Source organism: Staphylococcus caeli (assembly GCF_051413795.1).
GTDB classification, from domain to species: Bacteria; Bacillota; Bacilli; order Staphylococcales; family Staphylococcaceae; genus Staphylococcus; species Staphylococcus caeli_A.
Genome location: NZ_JBOIRQ010000032.1, coordinates 1 through 19,131, shown reverse-complemented (window position 1 = coordinate 19,131; position 19,131 = coordinate 1). Strand labels below are relative to the sequence as shown.

General features: G+C 34.6%; 21 protein-coding genes. All 21 read left to right on the top strand.

Going from position 1 to position 19,131, the window contains the following annotated elements; genetic code table 11:
• Positions 1–953 precede the first annotated feature (953 nt).
• The 21 genes from ACSULM_RS11880 (at position 954) to ACSULM_RS11780 (ending at position 18,988) form a co-directional block, all read left to right on the top strand.
• Complete coding sequence (locus tag ACSULM_RS11880; protein ID WP_436862978.1) at positions 954–2,297, top strand: lysine decarboxylase; 1,344 nt, start codon at positions 954–956, stop codon at positions 2,295–2,297.
• 1 nt (position 2,298) lies between these two features.
• Positions 2,299–2,916: a dTMP kinase gene (gene tmk / locus ACSULM_RS11875; RefSeq protein ID WP_436862977.1), complete on the top strand. Its 618-nt coding sequence runs from the start codon at positions 2,299–2,301 to the stop codon at positions 2,914–2,916.
• A gap of 26 nt (positions 2,917–2,942) precedes the next feature.
• Positions 2,943–3,272: a cyclic-di-AMP receptor gene (locus tag ACSULM_RS11870; RefSeq protein WP_436862975.1), complete on the top strand. Its 330-nt coding sequence runs from the start codon at positions 2,943–2,945 to the stop codon at positions 3,270–3,272.
• Positions 3,273–3,405: 133 nt separating this feature from the next.
• Entirely contained in the window at positions 3,406–4,332 is a 927-nt protein-coding gene (locus ACSULM_RS11865) for a DNA polymerase III subunit delta' C-terminal domain-containing protein (protein ID WP_436862979.1), read from the top strand.
• A gap of 2 nt (positions 4,333–4,334) precedes the next feature.
• Positions 4,335–5,138, top strand: coding sequence for a PSP1 domain-containing protein (locus ACSULM_RS11860; RefSeq protein ID WP_436862974.1), 804 nt, complete (start codon positions 4,335–4,337; stop codon positions 5,136–5,138).
• A 15-nt stretch (positions 5,139–5,153) separates the two neighbouring features.
• Complete coding sequence (gene yabA / locus ACSULM_RS11855) at positions 5,154–5,495, top strand: DNA replication initiation control protein YabA (RefSeq protein ID WP_436855949.1); 342 nt, start codon at positions 5,154–5,156, stop codon at positions 5,493–5,495.
• A 106-nt stretch (positions 5,496–5,601) separates the two neighbouring features.
• Positions 5,602–6,327, top strand: a complete 726-nt coding sequence (locus ACSULM_RS11850; protein ID WP_436862972.1) for a tRNA1(Val) (adenine(37)-N6)-methyltransferase — start codon at positions 5,602–5,604, stop codon at positions 6,325–6,327.
• Complete coding sequence (locus tag ACSULM_RS11845) at positions 6,320–6,568, top strand: GIY-YIG nuclease family protein (RefSeq protein ID WP_436862970.1); 249 nt, start codon at positions 6,320–6,322, stop codon at positions 6,566–6,568. The genes ACSULM_RS11850 and ACSULM_RS11845 overlap by 8 nt, the downstream gene beginning before the upstream one ends.
• Positions 6,569–6,572: 4 nt before the next feature.
• Positions 6,573–7,406 carry a 16S rRNA (cytidine(1402)-2'-O)-methyltransferase gene (gene rsmI / locus ACSULM_RS11840; protein WP_436862969.1) on the top strand — a complete coding sequence of 278 codons (834 nt, stop codon included), beginning with the start codon at positions 6,573–6,575 and terminating at the stop codon, positions 7,404–7,406.
• A gap of 316 nt (positions 7,407–7,722) precedes the next feature.
• A complete protein-coding gene (metG, locus tag ACSULM_RS11835; RefSeq protein WP_436862967.1) occupies positions 7,723–9,708 on the top strand; it encodes a methionine--tRNA ligase in 1,986 nt (661 codons plus the stop codon).
• 26 nt (positions 9,709–9,734) lie between these two features.
• Positions 9,735–10,508 (top strand): TatD family hydrolase, encoded by a 774-nt coding sequence (locus ACSULM_RS11830; RefSeq protein WP_436862964.1) that lies wholly within the window; start codon positions 9,735–9,737, stop codon positions 10,506–10,508.
• 134 nt (positions 10,509–10,642) lie between these two features.
• A complete protein-coding gene (gene rnmV / locus ACSULM_RS11825; RefSeq protein WP_436862963.1) occupies positions 10,643–11,194 on the top strand; it encodes a ribonuclease M5 in 552 nt (183 codons plus the stop codon).
• A complete protein-coding gene (rsmA, locus tag ACSULM_RS11820) occupies positions 11,195–12,085 on the top strand; it encodes a 16S rRNA (adenine(1518)-N(6)/adenine(1519)-N(6))-dimethyltransferase RsmA (RefSeq protein WP_436862961.1) in 891 nt (296 codons plus the stop codon).
• A 99-nt stretch (positions 12,086–12,184) separates the two neighbouring features.
• Positions 12,185–12,448 carry a biofilm formation stimulator Veg gene (gene veg, locus ACSULM_RS11815; protein WP_069996371.1) on the top strand — a complete coding sequence of 88 codons (264 nt, stop codon included), beginning with the start codon at positions 12,185–12,187 and terminating at the stop codon, positions 12,446–12,448.
• A 343-nt stretch (positions 12,449–12,791) separates the two neighbouring features.
• Positions 12,792–13,640 carry a 4-(cytidine 5'-diphospho)-2-C-methyl-D-erythritol kinase gene (ispE, locus tag ACSULM_RS11810; protein WP_436862958.1) on the top strand — a complete coding sequence of 283 codons (849 nt, stop codon included), beginning with the start codon at positions 12,792–12,794 and terminating at the stop codon, positions 13,638–13,640.
• Positions 13,641–13,659: 19 nt separating this feature from the next.
• Positions 13,660–14,484, top strand: a complete 825-nt coding sequence (purR, locus tag ACSULM_RS11805) for a pur operon repressor (protein WP_436855940.1) — start codon at positions 13,660–13,662, stop codon at positions 14,482–14,484.
• Positions 14,485–14,502: 18 nt separating this feature from the next.
• Positions 14,503–14,877, top strand: a complete 375-nt coding sequence (locus ACSULM_RS11800; RefSeq protein WP_436862956.1) for a RidA family protein — start codon at positions 14,503–14,505, stop codon at positions 14,875–14,877.
• Positions 14,878–14,941: 64 nt separating this feature from the next.
• Positions 14,942–15,256, top strand: a complete 315-nt coding sequence (gene spoVG / locus ACSULM_RS11795) for a septation regulator SpoVG (protein ID WP_436862954.1) — start codon at positions 14,942–14,944, stop codon at positions 15,254–15,256.
• A gap of 461 nt (positions 15,257–15,717) precedes the next feature.
• Positions 15,718–17,073, top strand: coding sequence for a bifunctional UDP-N-acetylglucosamine diphosphorylase/glucosamine-1-phosphate N-acetyltransferase GlmU (gene glmU, locus ACSULM_RS11790; protein WP_436862951.1), 1,356 nt, complete (start codon positions 15,718–15,720; stop codon positions 17,071–17,073).
• Between the two features lie 153 nt (positions 17,074–17,226).
• Entirely contained in the window at positions 17,227–18,192 is a 966-nt protein-coding gene (locus ACSULM_RS11785; RefSeq protein WP_069996377.1) for a ribose-phosphate diphosphokinase, read from the top strand.
• Positions 18,193–18,322: 130 nt separating this feature from the next.
• Positions 18,323–18,988 carry a 50S ribosomal protein L25/general stress protein Ctc gene (locus ACSULM_RS11780; RefSeq protein WP_436862950.1) on the top strand — a complete coding sequence of 222 codons (666 nt, stop codon included), beginning with the start codon at positions 18,323–18,325 and terminating at the stop codon, positions 18,986–18,988.
• The last annotated feature ends 143 nt before the right edge of the window (positions 18,989–19,131 follow it).

Below are 19,131 nucleotides of genomic sequence, written 5' to 3'. Positions count from 1 at the left end.
CTCCTTAGCGCCGATGGTAGTCGGACTTACGTTCCGCAAGAGTAGGACGTTGCCAGGCAATGAGAGACCCAAAAGGGTCTCTTTTTTTATGTCAAAAAGCTTAACTTCCAGTTCGAAGAACTGAAAAAATAACCTGTTATGAGAAAGCGTTTGAAGCTGCCGAACTGAGCGATAGACGAAGGGAGCTTACAAGTGGTAAGTGAGCAAGGAAAGCGTGAAAGAGAGAAAAGATGCGAGCGCTTGTCTCATGACAGAAAAAGCTCCTTAGCGCCGAAGGTAGCAGACTTACATTCCACAAGAGTAGGGAAAGAGGAACACATGAGTATTTACTCATGTGTAAACGTCATTAACTCATTAAAATGAGAATGACGTTTTACAGGCAATGAGAGACCCAAAAGGGTCTCTTTTTTATGTCAAAAAAGCTTAACTTCCAGTTCGAAGAACTGAAAAATAACCTGTTATGAGAAAGCGTTTGAAGCTGCCGAACTGAGCGATAGATGAAGGGAGCTTACAAGTGGTAAGTGAGCAAGGAAAGCGTGAAAGAGAGAAAAGATGCGAGCGAATTAAAAAGGAACGCATGACCAAATGTGCATGCATAAGTACTACTAAACACAATGAAATTGTGAGTAGTACTTTACAGAAAAAGCTCCTTAGCGTCGATGGTAGCAGACATACGTTCCGCAAGAGTAGGGAAGAGGAACACATGAGTAAATACTCATGTGTAAACGTCATAAACTCATTAAAATGAGAATGACGTTTTACAGGCAATGAAAGACCCAAAAGGGTCTCTTTTTTTATGTCAAAAAAGCTTAACTTCCAGTTCGAACAAAGGAACACATGAGTAACTACTCATGTGTAAAACCACTCATTCATTAAAATAAGAAGCTCTGCTTCAATATATGTTAAAATGTATTGAATCATATCATAGAAGTAGAGAGTAAAGTGAGGTTATTATGACACTGCCATTAACTGAAAAACTCAATAAATTACTAGATAGCAAACCCATTTCATTGCATGTACCGGGTCATAAGAATATGACGATTGGTAATTTAAAACAACTTAAATTTGAAATGGATATGACTGAAATTACAGGATTGGATGATTTACATCAACCGGAAGAAATAATTGCTGAAAGTATGTCTGCAATCAAAAAGCACCCAGATTATGATGCATATTATTTAATCAATGGTACTACATCTGGAATATTGTCTGTTATACAGGCGTTTTCCAAAGTATCTGGTGACTACGCAATAACAAGAAATGTGCATAAATCTGTTTTTCATGCGTTGGATATTGCTAATGGTCGGAGTCGTATTTTGGAAACGGAAATGAGTTCCAAGACAAAACAATATATAGGACCTAAGCAGAATTCGTTGGGGAATCAAATCTCTAATGCTAAATTGGCCGTCTTCACATATCCAAATTATTACGGAGAGTGTTTTGACTTAAAATCAACTTTGGATAAAATGAAAGCGCATGACATTCCTACGCTTATTGACGAGGCACATGGTGCTCATTTTGGTTTATCGGGTTTTCCCGAAAGTGCTTTGAATTTCGGGGCGGATTATGTAGTACAATCGTATCATAAGACGTTACCCGCATTGACTATGAGTTCCGTTATTTTTATACATAAAGCAGCCCCATTACGTGAAAAAGTATTACAATATTTGACTTACTTTCAATCTTCCAGTCCATCATACTTGTTAATGACAAGCTTAGAGTTGGCACATAGTTTTTATAAAACATATGAGAATGAAACGTTTTTTAAAAAAAGAAACCAGTTCATTCAAATCATAGAAGACAAAGGCATGTGCGTTGTACAAGTGGATGACCCTGTGAAATTAAACGTACAGTGTAAGGGGTATACTGGTGTAGAATTGCAATTATTGTTTGAGGAACAAGGGATTTATGTAGAATTAGCCGATGATCAACAAGTACTACTTGTACTACCATTGTGGCATAAAGATGATGGTTTTCCATATTCAACATTAGTGGAAAGAACGAAGCGAATAAATATTGAAAAAAGACAGGCGCGTGTAAATCATCAGCTAATGTATAATCTAAATAGTGGTATATACCAATCTGGAGACATTACTAATACGAAGTTTGTAACATTTGATGAGTCATTAGGTAAAAAATCTGCGAAACATATTGTTCCGTATCCGCCAGGGATTCCAATGATATTTAGAGGAGAAATCATTACTGAAAATATGATAGAATTAATGAATTATTGGTATGATTTGAATATTAGAATAGAAGGAATTAAAAATCATAAAATTGAGATTGAGGATGAATAAAATGTCAGCTTTTATAACTTTTGAAGGTCCTGAAGGTTCAGGTAAGACTACTGTTATACAACAAGTAGCAAAGAAATTAGAAAATCAATTTAATATTGTATTAACAAGAGAACCTGGTGGGGTGAAAACTGGGGAACAAATTCGAGAAGTTCTATTAGAAGGCGACAATATGGACGATCGTACAGAAGCGTTGTTGTTTGCAGCATCACGTCGTGAACATCTGGTAGGCAAAGTGATTCCATCTTTAAAACAAGGAAAAGTAGTATTGTGTGACCGCTATATAGATAGTTCGTTAGCATATCAAGGATACGCGCGGGGTATAGGTATAGAGGAAGTTAAGTCTATTAATGCATTTGCTATCAACGGATTGTATCCAGATATTACGATTTATTTAGATGTAAGTGTTGCAGTAGGGCGTGAAAGAATTTTAAAAAACCAACGTAATCAAAATCGTTTGGATCAAGAAGATAAAGCATTTCATGAAAAAGTGGTTGAAGGTTATAATAAAATTATTCATAATGAACCTGAACGTTTTATTGTGATAGACGCTGATCGTAGTGTAGATGAAGTTGTAAACGCAACGTACGAATCTATCAGCAAATACTTAGAAAAATTATGATATAATACTGGGAAGAGGTGTTTAGTATGAAAATGATTATAGCAATTGTACAAGATCAAGATAGCCAAGAGCTGTCAGATAAGCTTGTTAAACATAATTTTAGAGCTACAAAACTTGCAACTACTGGTGGTTTTTTAAGAGCTGGTAATACAACGTTCTTATGTGGGGTTGAAGATGACCGCGTTGATGAAATTTTGAAAGTAATTAATGACACTTGTGGTAATAGAGAACAACTCGTTTCTCCTATAACACCAATGGGTGGAAGCGCTGATTCTTACATTCCATATCCTGTTGAAGTAGAAGTAGGCGGAGCGACAGTGTTTGTAATGCCTGTTGATGCTTTCCACCAATTCTAGAACTATGGTTGCTGTATATGGTAACCTTTCAAATTACATTTTACTAAAGGATGAGTCATTTAATTTCTTGAAAATGTGCTTTGTAAGGTAACTATGTATAAGCAGCCTTTTTATATAAAGGAGTAACTTTATGATGGGTGAATTAGAAAAACTGACAAGAGCCTACCAATCAAATAAATTATCGCATGCTTATTTATTTGAAGGTGACGATGGACAAACGATGCAACAAGTCGCAATGGATTTTACGAAACTAATATTGTGTGATGACGATAAGCAGTGTCAGTTGAAAATTGAAACATTTAATCATCCGGATTTCATGTATATATCATCTGAAGAAACGACAATTAAGAAAGAACAAGTAGAACAACTCGTACATCATATGAATCAGCTCCCAATAGAAGGTAACTATAAAGTTTATATCATTGAATCTTTCGAAAAACTAACGGTTCAAGGTGAAAATAGTATACTAAAATTCTTAGAAGAACCGCCTGAAAATACGGTTGCCATTCTGTTGACGACTAAACCAGAACAAATATTAGATACGATACATTCAAGGTGTCAACATGTGTATTTTAAACCGATAGATAAATCCAAGTTTGTAGATAGACTAATAGAGCGAGAGGTTTCACGTCCTGTTGCTGAGTTACTATGCACATATACAACACAAATTGAAACGGCAGTTGCGCTGAATGAAGAATCAGATTTATTAATGTTGCGTAAACAGATCATTAAATGGTGTCAACTATTGCTGACGAATCGTCCGATGGCATTAATTGCGATCGTAGACTTATTAAAACAGGCGAAAAACAGAAGATTGCAATTAGTGACCTTAGCTGCTGTGAATGGTTTTTTCGAGGACATTATGCATGCTAAAGTTGGAATAACTGAAGATATTATATATTACGATTTACAAGAGGAAATCAATGGATATGCACAGAAATTAACGTATAACCAGATAATTTTGATGTACGATCAAATTACTGAAGCGCATAAAAAGTTGAATCAAAATGTAAATCCGATGCTAGTGTTTGAACAAATTGTAATAAAAGGGGTGAATTAACGATGCAAAACGTAGTAGGTATTGATTTTCAAAAATCAGGAAAAATGGAATACTATTCACCAAAACATTTCGATTTGGAAGTAGGAAATTGGGTTGTTGTCGAATCTAAACGTGGCTTGGAAATGGGACGTGTTAAATATGCACCGCTAGATGTTGCAGACGAAGATGTAACATTACCGTTGAAAGAAATTGTTAGGATTGCTACTGAAGATGATTTGGCTCAATATGATAATAATGAGCGTGATGCAGAAGCAGCTTTAACCTTATGTAAGGATACGATTGATCAACAAAATTTAGAAATGAGATTAGTGAATTGTGAATTTACACTTGATAAATCAAAAGTAATCTTTAATTTCACGTCAGATGAACGTGTTGATTTTAGAAAGTTAGTAAAAGTGTTAGCACAAAAATTAAAAACACGTATTGAACTTAGACAAATCGGTGTGAGAGATGAAGCGAAATTACTAGGCGGCATCGGTCCATGTGGTCGTTCTTTATGTTGCTCAACGTTTTTGGGTGATTTTGAACCGGTATCCATTAAAATGGCGAAAGATCAAAATTTATCGCTTAATCCTACTAAAATTTCAGGAGCATGTGGTCGTTTAATGTGCTGTCTTAAATATGAAAATGATTATTATGAAGAAGCCCGTGAACAATTGCCTGACGTAGGTGATGTAGTAAGTACACCTGAGGGCAATGGTAAGGTGATTGGCTTAAATATATTAGATATTTCAATGCAAGTAAAAGTGGAAGGTTTTGAACAACCACTTGAGTATAAAATGGAAGAGCTAGAGACATTAAATTAGGAGGCCAATACAACATTGAATCGTAGCGACATATTTGAAAAACTAGCGAAATTAGAAGCCAATATTAATCAAATCAATAGTGACATGACAAATTTGAAAAATCTCACTGTTGAGTTGATCGAAGAAAATGTTGCGTTGCAAATTGAAAATGAGAATTTAAAAACACTAATTGATAAAGAAGAAAAAACAAAATCTGTTGAAATCGGTAAAAAGACACCAAAAAAACAGCCGTTGCGTAGTAAAGATAACTTAGCGATGCTATATAAAGAAGGATTCCATATTTGTAATGGTGAGTTATTTGGTAAGCATAGAAAAGGCGATGATTGTTTGTTTTGCCTTGAAGTTCTAAGTGAATAAACGATTAAATGAATAATTGAAATGTAGCATAATTGAGGATGAGACGTAACGATAGGCTTGGTTATTAAGCATCGTTCACTTATCCTCTTTTTTGGGAGGTATGGAAATGTTGTTAGATCATGAGAGATTAGATTATTTAACAAAAGAAAATTTGAGAATCATTCAAAATGATGAAGTTTTTTCATTTTCAACGGATGCGTTGTTGCTTGGACATTTTACAAAGATAAAAAGACAAGACGTCATTATGGATTTGTGTTCGGGGAATGGTGTAATTCCTTTATTATTGTCGCATAAAGGTAGTAACACTATAGATGCAATTGAAATACAAGAACAATTAGTAGATATGGCGAGACGTAGTATCACTTATAATCAATTAGATGATAGAATATGCATGTATCATATGGATTTAAAAGATGCATATAAACAATTTAAGCCCTCTCAATATAGTGTTGTGACTTGCAACCCACCTTATTTTAAGGTGAATCAACAACATCAACATCAAAAAAGCGCACATAAAATAGCGCGGCATGAGGTAATGTGCACGTTAGAGGATTGTTGTATGGCAGCTAGACATTTGCTGAAACAAGGTGGGCGTTTTATGATTGTACATAGAGCGGAACGTCTCATGGATGTCTTAAGTAGTATGAGAGCATATCAAATAGAACCTAAAAAGCTTTATTTTGTATATAGCAAACAAAATAAAGTGGCGCAAACGATTGTCGCTGAAGGAAGAAAAGGCGGCAATCAAGGGTTAGATATACAACCACCATTTTATATCTATAACCAAGATGGTGCTTACACAGAAGAAATGAGAGAAGTATATTATGGATAAACATTATATTTATATCGTTAAGTGTAAAGACGGTAGTTTATATACAGGCTATGCTAAAGATGTGACTAAAAGAATTATCAAACACAACAGTGGACAAGGAGCCAAATATACAAAAATAAGACGGCCGGTACAGTTAGTTTATCAAGAAGTATTTGATACAAAGTCAGAGGCGTTAAAACGTGAATATGAAATTAAAACATTTTCTCGACAAAAGAAACTTGAACTCATTAAGGAGAGGTAGACATATGTCAACTTTATATTTAGTAGGAACGCCTATCGGTAACTTAGCAGATATAACATATCGTGCAGTTGATACTTTAAGAACAGTGGATATGATTGCATGTGAGGATACACGAGTGACTAAAAAATTGTGTGCGCACTATGAAATTCAAGCGCCATTAAAATCCTACCACGACCATAATAAAGCACAGCAAACAGACTATCTTATTGAACAATTGCAACAAGGGGTCAGTATTGCATTAGTGTCAGACGCAGGTTTACCGCTAATTAGTGACCCTGGATATGAATTGGTCGTTGCGGCAAGAGCGCAACATATCCAAGTAGAAACAATTCCAGGCCCTAATGCTGGACTAACTGCGCTTATGGCAAGCGGTTTGCCTTCTTTCACATATACATTTTTAGGCTTTTTACCAAGAAAAGAAAAACAGAAACATACATATTTAGAACAACGCATGTATGAAAATAGTACATTGATTATCTATGAATCACCACACCGTGTAAAAGATACATTGAAGACTATTCAAAAGATAGATGATAAACGTAAAATATCTGTTGGTAGAGAACTCACTAAAAAGTTCGAACAAATTGTTACTGATCAAGTAGATGTGATATTGTCACAACTTGATGACGCAAGTATACCTACAAAAGGTGAATTTGTGATTCTGATTCAAGGTGCTGAAAAAGTAGAGGATACTGCGTGGTTTGAAGATATGACGATTCATGAGCATGTTACACATCACATTAATGAAAATATGAAACCTAAAGCTGCGATAAAACGCGTTGCAGAATTGCGTAATATGAAAACCAATGAAGTCTACGATATTTATCATAATATCTAAAAAACAAACGATTCAAATATGAAATACATTTTTTTAAAATAAAACTCACAAAATTTGTCATATAAATTCATTTATAAACTGGAAAAATGATATGAAAACTCCCATAATACACGTGATTTATGGTAATGTAGAAAAGATAGGGATTATTAATCACTTTTCAAATAATGCTAATAAAAATAGCGTAAAAGTTAGATATGAGCCACGAATTATTCACAAATTTTGAATAACGAAAGCGATATAGAGCAATATCGACTTTATTGAAAACAATATTAAATTTAGATATATTTATAGATGTAAGAAACGAGGAGGAACATTGATGGCGAAAGAAACATTTTATATCACTACACCAATTTATTATCCAAGTGGGAATTTGCATATCGGTCATGCCTATACAACAACTGCTGGTGATGTAATCGCACGTTATAAGAGAATGCAGGGCTATGATGTTCGTTATTTAACAGGAACAGATGAGCACGGACAAAAAATTCAAGAAAAAGCACAAAAAGCTGGTAAATCAGAAATCGAATATTTGGATGAAATGATTGCGAGTATTAAGGCGTTATGGAAAAAATTAGAAATTTCTAATGATGATTTTATTCGTACTACAGAAGCACGTCATAAAGAAGTTGTGCAACAGATATTTGAACGTTTATTAGCACAAGGTGACATATACCTTGGTGAATACGAAGGTTGGTACTCTGTACCTGATGAAACATACTATACAGAGACACAATTAGTAGATCCAATCATGGAAAACGGAAAAATCATTGGTGGTAAGAGCCCAGATTCAGGACACGAAGTAGAATTGGTAAAAGAAGAAAGTTATTTCTTTAATTTATCTAAGTATACTGACCGTTTATTAGAGTTTTACGATGAAAACCCTGAATTTATTCAACCACCTTCACGTAAAAATGAAATGATAAATAATTTTATCAAACCTGGTCTAGAAGACTTGGCAGTATCACGTACATCATTTGATTGGGGGATTCATGTAGAGTCAAACCCTAAGCATGTGGTTTATGTATGGATAGATGCACTTGTTAACTATATTTCATCGTTAGGATATTTATCAGATGATGATAGCTTATTTAAAAAATATTGGCCAGCAGATATTCATATAATGGCTAAAGAAATTGTTCGTTTCCATTCAATTATTTGGCCGATACTATTAATGGCTTTAGATGTTCCATTACCTAAAAAGGTATTTGCACATGGTTGGATACTTATGAAAGACGGTAAGATGAGTAAATCTAAAGGTAATGTAGTAGATCCTAATGTACTTATTGATCGCTACGGCTTAGATGCTACACGTTATTATTTAATGCGCGAATTACCATTTGGTTCTGATGGCGTATTTACTCCTGAAGGTTTCGTAGAACGTACAAACTATGATTTGGCGAATGATTTAGGCAACTTAGTAAATCGTACAATTTCTATGATAAATAAATATTTTGATGGTGAACTTCCTGCCTATCAAGGTCCGAAACATGAGTTAGATAAAGAAATGGAACAGATGGCACTTGATACCGTGAAGACGTTCCATGAAAACATGGATGATTTACAATTTTCAGTTGCATTATCAACTGTATGGAAATTCATTAGTCGTACGAATAAATATATTGATGAAACGTCTCCTTGGGTATTAGCAAAAGATGAGAATCAAAGAGAAATGTTAGGCAATGTTATGGCGCACTTAGTCGAGAACATTCGCATCATAGCAGTGTTATTAAGACCTTTCCTTACGCATGCACCAAAACAAATTTTTGAACAACTTAATATCAATGCGCCTGAACTTTATGAATTTGAAAGTATCAATCAGTATGGAGCATTAACAACACCAATCATGGTAAGTGATAAGCCACAACCAATCTTCCCACGATTAGATAGTGAAGTTGAGATTAGTTATATTAAGGAATCTATGCAACCAGATCAAAAAGAAGCACCAGTAGAAGCGGAGCAAGAAGCAATATCTAGCAAAGCCCAAATTGATTTTAAAGATTTTGAAAAGGTAGAAATTAAAGCAGCTACGATTATTGATGCAGAACGCGTTAAAAAATCAGATAAATTATTAAAAATACAAGTAGATTTAGATAACGAACAACGACAAATTATTTCAGGTATTGCAAAATTCTATCAACCAGAAGATATACTTGGTAAAAAAGTAGCTGTTGTAACTAATTTGAAACCGGCAAAATTAATGGGTAGAAAATCAGAAGGTATGATTTTGTCTGCTGAAAAAGATGGCGTCTTAACATTGGTTAGTCTACCAAGTGCAATTCCAAATGGTGCAGTAATTAAGTAATCACAAATTAAGGGAGCGATTTATTTATGCTAATTGATACACATGTTCATTTAAATGCAGATCAATATGATGAGGATTTAGAAGAAGTCATTGAACGTGCACGAGACAATGGTGTGGATCGTATGTTTGTAGTAGGCTTTGATACGCCGACCGTTGAGCGTACGTTGGAGCTTATAGATCAATATGATTTTATCTATGGCATTATCGGTTGGCACCCTGTAGATGCGATTGATTGTACAGAAGAACGTTTAGAGTGGATTGAGCAACTGGCTGCACATCCTAAAGTCATTGGAATTGGGGAAACAGGATTAGATTATCATTGGGATAAATCTCCTAAAGATGTGCAACAAGCATTATTTAGAAAACAAATTGCGTTAGCGAAACGTGTGAATTTACCAATTATTATTCATAATAGAGAAGCAACACAAGATTGTATTGATATATTAAAAGAAGAACATGCGGAAGAAATTGGTGGCATTATGCATAGTTTTAGTGCATCTCCCGAAATTGCAGATGATGTTATTAATAAACTGAATTTCTATGTATCATTAGGTGGTCCTGTTACTTTTAAAAATGCAAAACAACCAAAAGAAGTAGCGAAACATGTCCCGTTCAATAGATTATTGGTTGAAACAGATGCGCCGTTCTTATCACCACATCCGTACAGAGGTAAAAGAAATGAGCCAGCACGTGTCACATTGGTGGCGGAAGAAATTGCGGAGTTACGTGATGTGTCATACGAAGAAGTATGTAAACAAACAACTGAAAATGCAGAACGCTTGTTCAAGTTAAAAGCATAAAAATATTACAAAAGGTATCGGTCTGAGATATGACTTAGTTGAAATAAGATATACTAAGTGGCAATCACCATAACAGCCGATACCTTTTAATTTTGTCATACATTGGCTTAACGAAATGAAAGGTGTAACAATAAATGAAAATAAATGAATTTATTGTCGTAGAAGGTAGAGATGATACCGAACGTGTTAAAAGGGCAGTAGAATGTGATACGATTGAAACAAATGGTAGTGCGATTAACCAAGCGACGTTGAACGTCATTGCCCAAGCTTTTGAAACAAGAGGTGTGATTGTATTAACAGATCCAGATTTCCCAGGTGATAAAATTCGAAACACGATTCAAAAATATGTTCCAGGTGTGAAACATGCCTATATCGATAAAGAGAAAGCTAAAAACAAGCGTGGTAAAATTGGCGTTGAACACGCAAAACTTGAAGATATAAAAGAAGCATTAATGAATGTAAGTACGCCGTTTGAAGAAGGACACGAGTCTATAAGCAAAGATGTGTTGATAGATTTAGGCCTAATTATCGGTAAAGATGCGCGACATAAAAGAGCGCTGTTAGGACGCAAACTACATATTGGGCATTCGAATGGAAAACAACTATTAAATAAATTAAATGCATTTGGTTATACAGAAGAAGATGTAAGAAATGCATTAAGTGATAATGAGGGAAGTGAATCATAAATGGAGTATAAAGATATTGCTACACCAACACGCACCAAAGCTTTATTGCATCAATATGGATTTAATTTCAAAAAAAGTCTAGGTCAAAACTTTTTAATCGATGTGAATATTATACATAATATTATTGAAGCGAGTAATATTGATGAGCACACAGGTGTTATAGAAGTTGGACCAGGTATGGGTTCGTTGACAGAACAACTAGCTAAAAATGCAAAAAAAGTAGTAGCTTTCGAAATCGACCAACGTCTAATACCGGTATTAAAAGATACAATGGGTCCATACAATAATGTAACAGTGATTAATGAAGATATTCTTAAAGCAGATATTGCAAATTATGTAAAAACACATCTAGCAGATTGTGAAAAAATTATGGTTGTGGCTAATTTACCCTACTATATTACGACACCGATATTATTAAATCTAATGCAACAAGATTTACCAATAGATGGTTACGTTGTCATGATGCAAAAAGAAGTCGGAGAAAGATTAAACGCACAAGTTGGAACGAAAGCCTATGGCTCATTATCCATTGTTGCACAATATTATACTGAAACAAGCAAAGTGCTAACAGTCCCTAAATCAGTGTTTTTACCACCTCCAAATGTGGATTCTATCGTGGTCAAATTAATGAAACGTTCAGAACCAATGATTGATATTGATGATGAACAAAGATTTTTCAAAATGACGAAGGCAGCCTTTAGTCAAAGACGGAAGACGATAAATAATAATTATCAAAGTTTATTTGAAAATGGTAAAGCGAATAAAGCGGATATTATAAAGTGGTTAGAAGCAGCAGGCATTGATCCGAAAAGACGTGGTGAAACGCTTTCTATAAAAGAGTTTGGACTTTTATATAATGAATTGAAAAATTTCGCAGAATTAGCATTTTAAATGATTGACAAGTCTCATCTACATTGCTAAAATTGATATTTTATTTGACAAAAAACCTCGGAATGTGTTATTATACAACTTGTAGCGAGGTGGAGCAATATGCCAAAATCTATTGGAGACATCAAAAATTCACTTGATTGTCAATTAGGGAACAGAATTGTACTTAAAGCGAATGGTGGACGTAAGAAAACAATTGAACGTAGTGGTGTGTTAAAAGAAACGTATCCTTCAGTTTTTATTGTTGAGCTAGATCAAGATATTTATAATTTTGAGCGTGTATCTTATACATACACTGACGTTTTAACTGAAAACGTACAAGTTTCTTTTGAAGATGATAGCCATCAAGAAGCAATTGCACACTAATAAAAAGATTTAAATGTAAGTTTGACTTTTGAAGTCATACTTTTTATTTTAAACTTAATACTCAAATGAACCTAAATAAAGGTATGTTGGCATAAGGGTGCTAGCATACCTTTTTATTATGTGGATATGCCTAAAGAAAACATTATTTTATTCTGTGCTTATGATATTGTATAATAGTGAATTATGAAATAATTTATTGCATATCGTAGGTTTAGAAGTTATTTAAATTTTTGTATAACAAATAAATTATGATGGATCATTAACTTTTAAAAAATCAACAACGCAATGATAACAATATGTTAAAATCATTTTATTACCATATCGAAGTGAAAGAGGTGGGAATGTGATTTATGAGACAGCGCCAGCAAAGATTAATTTAACCTTGGATACGCTCTTTAAACGAGATGATGGTTTTCATGAAGTGGAAATGATTATGACAACAATTGACTTAAATGATCGTTTGTCATTTGAATTACGTAGAGATAACAAAATAGTTGTTGACGTTGAACAAAGCTACGTTCCCTCAGATAATAAGAATTTAGCATATAAAGCTGCGGAATTAATGAAAAAGACTTATCATTTAAAGCAAGGTGTTACAATAACAATTGATAAAAATATTCCCGTATCTGCTGGTTTAGCTGGCGGTTCTACAGACGCTGCTGCGACGATGAGAGGGTTGAATCGATTATATAAGCTAAATCGTCCACTTGATGAACTGTGTTCGCTTGGTATCCAAATTGGGACAGATATTCCTTTTTGCATTCATGGCAAAACAGCTTTATGTAAAGGCAAAGGCGAAATCATAGAATTTTTAGATAAGCCACCATCTGCATGGGTTGTTGTTGCTAAACCGGATTTAGGTATTTCATCGCCAGATATTTTTAAACGTTTGGATTTATCGAAGCCTTTTGAAGTCTATACGAATGATTGTGAACAGGCTATTAAATCAGGGAATTATGAACAATTGTGTCAAAGCCTTTCAAACCGATTGGAACCTGTTTCGGGACATTTACATGCCGAGATATTAAAAATAAAAGCAAATATGTTAGAAAATGGCGCGGATGGTGCCGTAATGAGTGGAAGCGGTCCTGCAGTTTACGGATTGACGAGAAAAGAACGTCAAGCGAGACACGTATACAATGCGGTTAATGGTTGTTGTAATGAAGTACATATTGTTAGATTATTAGGCTAAAGAAGAAGGGGTGAATTGAATGCGTTATAAAAGAAGCGAACGAATTGTTTATATGACTCAATATTTAATGAACAATCCGAATAAATTAGTACCACTAACGTATTTTGTACAAAAATTTAAACAAGCAAAGTCTTCAATTAGTGAAGATGTGCAAATTATTAAAACGACATTTCAAAAAGAAAAACTTGGTACAGTTATTACAACGGCAGGCGCAAGTGGTGGTGTTACGTATAAACCTGAAATGAGTAAAGCAGAAGCAACTGAAGTTGTAGATGAAGTTATTGCGCAATTACAGGAAAAAGACCGTCTGTTACCGGGTGGTTACTTGTTCTTATCTGATTTAATGGGTAACCCAACTTTATTAAATAGAGTGGGTAAATTGATAGCGACACTCTATATGGATGAGGAACTGGACGCAATTGTAACAATTGCTACTAAAGGTATTTCGTTAGCGAATGCTGTGGCTAATGTGCTAAATCTTCCGGTGGTTGTGATTCGTAAAGATAACAAAGTGACAGAAGGTTCTACAGTTTCTATTAATTATGTTTCAGGTTCATCTAGAAAAATAGAGACGATGGTTCTATCTAAAAGAACGTTACCTGAGAACTCAAATGTCCTTGTTGTCGACGATTTCATGCGCGCAGGTGGATCGATTAATGGTGTGATGAATTTGATGAATGAGTTTAAAGCACACGTTAAAGGGGTATCCGTACTAGTAGAATCAAAAGAAGTTAAACAAAGATTAATTGAAGATTATACTTCCTTAGTTAGATTATCTGATGTAGATGAATATAATCAGGAATTTAAGGTGGAGCAAGGCAACAGTTTAACTAAATTTTCTTAAAGGAGCGAATGAGACATCATGAAAGTAATTAACACTGAAAAGGCACCGGAAGCATTAGGGCCATACTCGCATGCAACAGAAATAAATGGACTTGTTTTTACATCAGGACAAATTCCTTTGAATTTAAATGGGGAAATTGTTAGTGAAGATGTAAAAGTGCAAACAAAACAAGTTTTAGAAAATTTAAAAGTCGTGTTAGACGAAGCTGGATCAAATTTGAATTCAGTGATAAAAGCTACTATTTTCATTGCTGATATGAATGAATTTCAAAATATAAATGAAGTTTATGGCGAATACTTTAATGAACATCAACCAGCTAGAAGTTGTGTTGAAGTAGCAAGATTGCCTAAGGACGTTAAAGTTGAGATTGAAGTAATCGCGAAAGTTAAGTAAGGATTTATAATTTTTGATAAAATTGTTAAGCTTCTAACAAAGAGATACTAGGGGGGCTCACTACATGAAAGTGACAGATGTAAGACTTAGAAAAATACAAACAGATGGAAGAATGAAGGCGCTCGTTTCAATTACTTTGGATGAATCGTTCGTTGTACATGATTTACGAGTGATTGAAGGCAACACAGGTCTATTCGTCGCAATGCCAAGTAAACGCACACCAGATGGTGAATTCCGTGATATCGCACATCCAATCAACTCAGAAATGAGACAAGAAATTCAAGATGCAGTTATGAAAGTATATGAAGAAACGGATGAAGTAATTCCAGACAGAAATGCACAATCATCTGATGATTCTGAAGAAAATGAAGAAGCCTAATTAAATAAACGTGTTTTATCGCACGACATAATAATTATAAAAGGATTGAATTTCTACTATATTAGAAATTCAATCCTCTTTTGTATTTTGAAAAGAAAAATTGAATGAGTGTGTAGTAAGTAAAGGTGACAAATAATTATTGAATCATTTATTTTGGGATGTTTTATATCATTGCAATACTATGAGAAGTAAAGGTTTATTGTAAATGGGGCGTGTCCACGTATGAGGTATTATGTGAAGTATAAATTTATATAAATGTAAGTGCTTAAATTAGTAATTGCATCACATGAATAAAGCGATTTCAACTTTGTACAAAGATGACAAATAGAAGATTGCGTTTTTTGAATAATAGAAATAAAAATGTTTCTATTATATAACATTGGTACTTTGAGTCTTGAAAGTGTTACTAGCGTTAAATTATAATAAGATGAAGTGTAGATTTTAATGGAGGGTTAACATACATGCAAAGACATGCAATAGTACTTGCAGCAGGCAAAGGTACGCGTATGAAGTCAAAGCAGTACAAAGTACTACATGACGTAGCGGGTAAATCAATGATTGAACATGTAGCTGATAATGTTAGAGCGTCTGGCGTGGACCAACTTGTAACAATTGTTGGACATGGCGCACAAAGTGTTAAAGACACGTTAGGCAAGACATCACTATATAGCTATCAAGAAGCACAATTAGGTACGGCACATGCCGTTAAAATGGCTAGTGAACATTTGAGAGATAGCGAAGGAACGACTTTAGTTGTTTGTGGAGATACACCACTGATTACGTCAACAACACTAAAAGCTTTAATTAATCATCATGAAGAGAGTGGCGCTCAAGCGACAGTCTTATCGGCGACGGCAGAGAATCCGTTTGGCTATGGTCGTATTATACGTGATGCCGAAGAACACCTTGTCAAAATTGTTGAACAAAAAGACGCAACAGATATAGAACAACAAATCAATGAAATTAGCTCAGGTATTTTCGCATTTGATAATCGAGTGTTATTCGAAAAACTCGACTTAGTGAAAAATAACAATGTACAAAGTGAATACTATTTGCCTGATGTACTCTCTTTAATCTTAGAGGACGACGGTGTCGTTGAAGTTTATCGTACAGATGATTTTGAAGAAATAATGGGTGTGAATGATAGAGTCATGTTGAGTGAAGCTGAAAAAGCACTTAGAAAACGTGTTAACGAGCAGCATATGAGAAATGGTGTCACAATTATTGATCCAGCAACGACGTACATAGGAACTGATGTTCAAATTGGTGCTGATACTGTGATTGAGCCAGGCGTCAAACTTGCTGGTAAAACAGTTATTGGTGAAGATGCTATAATTGGACAGTATTCGGAAATAACGAATAGTAATATTGGTACAAATGTTACTATTAAACAATCAGTTATAAATGAAGCAATGGTAGATGATTATGCAACAATTGGTCCATTTGCACAACTTCGTCCAGGTGCGGATTTAGGCAAAAAAGTAAAAGTTGGTAACTTTGTTGAAGTTAAAAAATCAGTCGTTAAAGAAGGCGCTAAATTACCACATTTAAGTTATATTGGTGATGCTGAAATTGGAGAAAGAACGAATGTTGGTTGTGGTTCTATTACTGTGAATTATGACGGTATTAACAAGTTTAAGACAGTAATTGGTAGTGATTCATTCATTGGCTGTAATTCGAATTTAGTTGCGCCAGTGACGTTAGGAAATCGCTCGTTTATTGCTGCAGGTTCAACAATTACTGACAATGTACCGCAAGACAGTTTAGCATTAGGAAGAGCTAGACAAATAACTAAAGAAGGTTATTTGAAGAAATAAATACACAAATATTTAGACAAGCATGCTTAAACTGTTAGAATTAATGTAACTGAATAAAAGAATTTATCAACGTCTTTTATGATGGCACACGGTATAAGTTTTGCCTTGTTTACAAACCAAAACGAATTGAAAGAATTAATTGGAGGACTATAAATGTTAAACAATGAGTATAAGAATTCTGCTTTGAAAATATTTTCTTTAAAGGGCAATGAACCGTTAGCTCAAGAAGTTGCTGATCACGTTGGAATAGAATTAGGGAAATGTTCGGTGAAACGGTTTAGTGATGGCGAGATTCAAATTAATATCGAAGAAAGTATTCGTGGTTGTGATGTATTTATCATTCAACCTACATCTAATCCAGTAAATCTACATTTAATGGAATTATTAATCATGATTGATGCATGTAGACGTGCTTCAGCAGCGAATATTAATATTGTTGTTCCATATTATGGTTATGCGCGTCAAGATAGAAAAGCACGTAGCCGTGAACCAATCACTGCGAAACTTGTAGCCAACTTAATTGAAACTGCTGGCGCAGACCGTATGATCGCTTTAGATTTACATGCACCTCAAATTCAAGGTTTCTTCGATATGCCAATTGATCACTTGATGGGTGTACCAATTTTAGCAGATTATTTCCAAAATGAAACAGACATCGACCCTGAAGAATGTGTTGTCGTTTCACCAGACCATGGTGGTGTAACAAGAGCACGTAAACTTGCAGATATACTTAAAACACCAATTGCAATTATAGATAAGCGTCGTCCTAAACCTAATGTAGCAGAAGTTATGAACATTGTTGGAGAAATAGAAGGACGTACAGCAATTATCATTGACGATATCATAGATACAGCAGGTACAATTACATTGGCAGCACAAGCCCTAAAAGACAAAGGTGCGAAAGATGTCTATGCTTGTTGTACACACCCAGTATTATCTGGTCCGGCGAAAGAACGTATTGAAAACTCAGCAATTAAAGAACTTGTAGTTACAAACTCCATCCAATTAGATGAAACACGTAAACCAGCAAATACGAAAGAATTGTCTGTAGCAGGTTTGTTAGCGCAAGCAATCATCCGTGTTTACGAACGTGAATCAGTTAGTGTGCTATTTGACTAATTTTCAAAATAAATGTATAATTATTTCGTTCGTGAAATCTCACGAAAAATAAACATTTGCAAGCAACATTTTGTTGATGGGCAAATGAGGAGCTCTTAGTTAAGAGCATTATGAAAGGTGGAAACTGAATATGACTTCATTAAAGTCAATTATTCGTCAAGGTAAACAAACACGTTCAGACCTTAAAACATTAAGAAACACTGGTAAAGTACCAGCAATCGTTTACGGTTATGGTACTAAAAATACTTCAGTTAAAGTAGACGAAGTAGAATTTATCAAAGTAATCCGTGAAGTTGGACGTAACGGTGTTATCGAATTAGGCGTAGGTTCTAAATCAATTAAAGTAATGGTTTCAGACTACCAATTCGACCCACTTAAAAACCAAATCACACATATCGACTTCTTAGCAATCAACATGACTGAAGAACGTACTGTTGAAGTACCAGTTCAATTAATCGGTGAAGCTGTTGGCGCTAAAGAAGGCGGCGTAGTTGAACAACCATTATTCAACCTTGAAGTTACAGCTACTCCTGACAATATTCCTGAATCAATCGAAGTTGATATCAGCGAATTAGACATTAACGATAGTCTTTCAGTAGAAGATATCAAAGTTTCAGGTGACTTCACTATTGAAAATGAATTAACTGATTCAATCGTTACTGTAGTTCCTCCAACTGAAGAACCTACAGAAGAAGAAATCGAAGCAATGGAAGGCGATTCAGAAACTGAAGAACCAGAAGTTGTAGGCGAAGAAAAAGATGAAGAAAGTGACGAAGAACAAAAAGAAGAAGAATAATCTTCTTAGCAACGATTTAATATAATTGTTGGTTCACACTTTTATATCTCATAAAACATACTAAGATTAGCTATGAAGAAATCTATGACGATAGATTTTTTCATAGCTATTTTTTATAGTTATAGAGAGGAGTAGATCGTCCA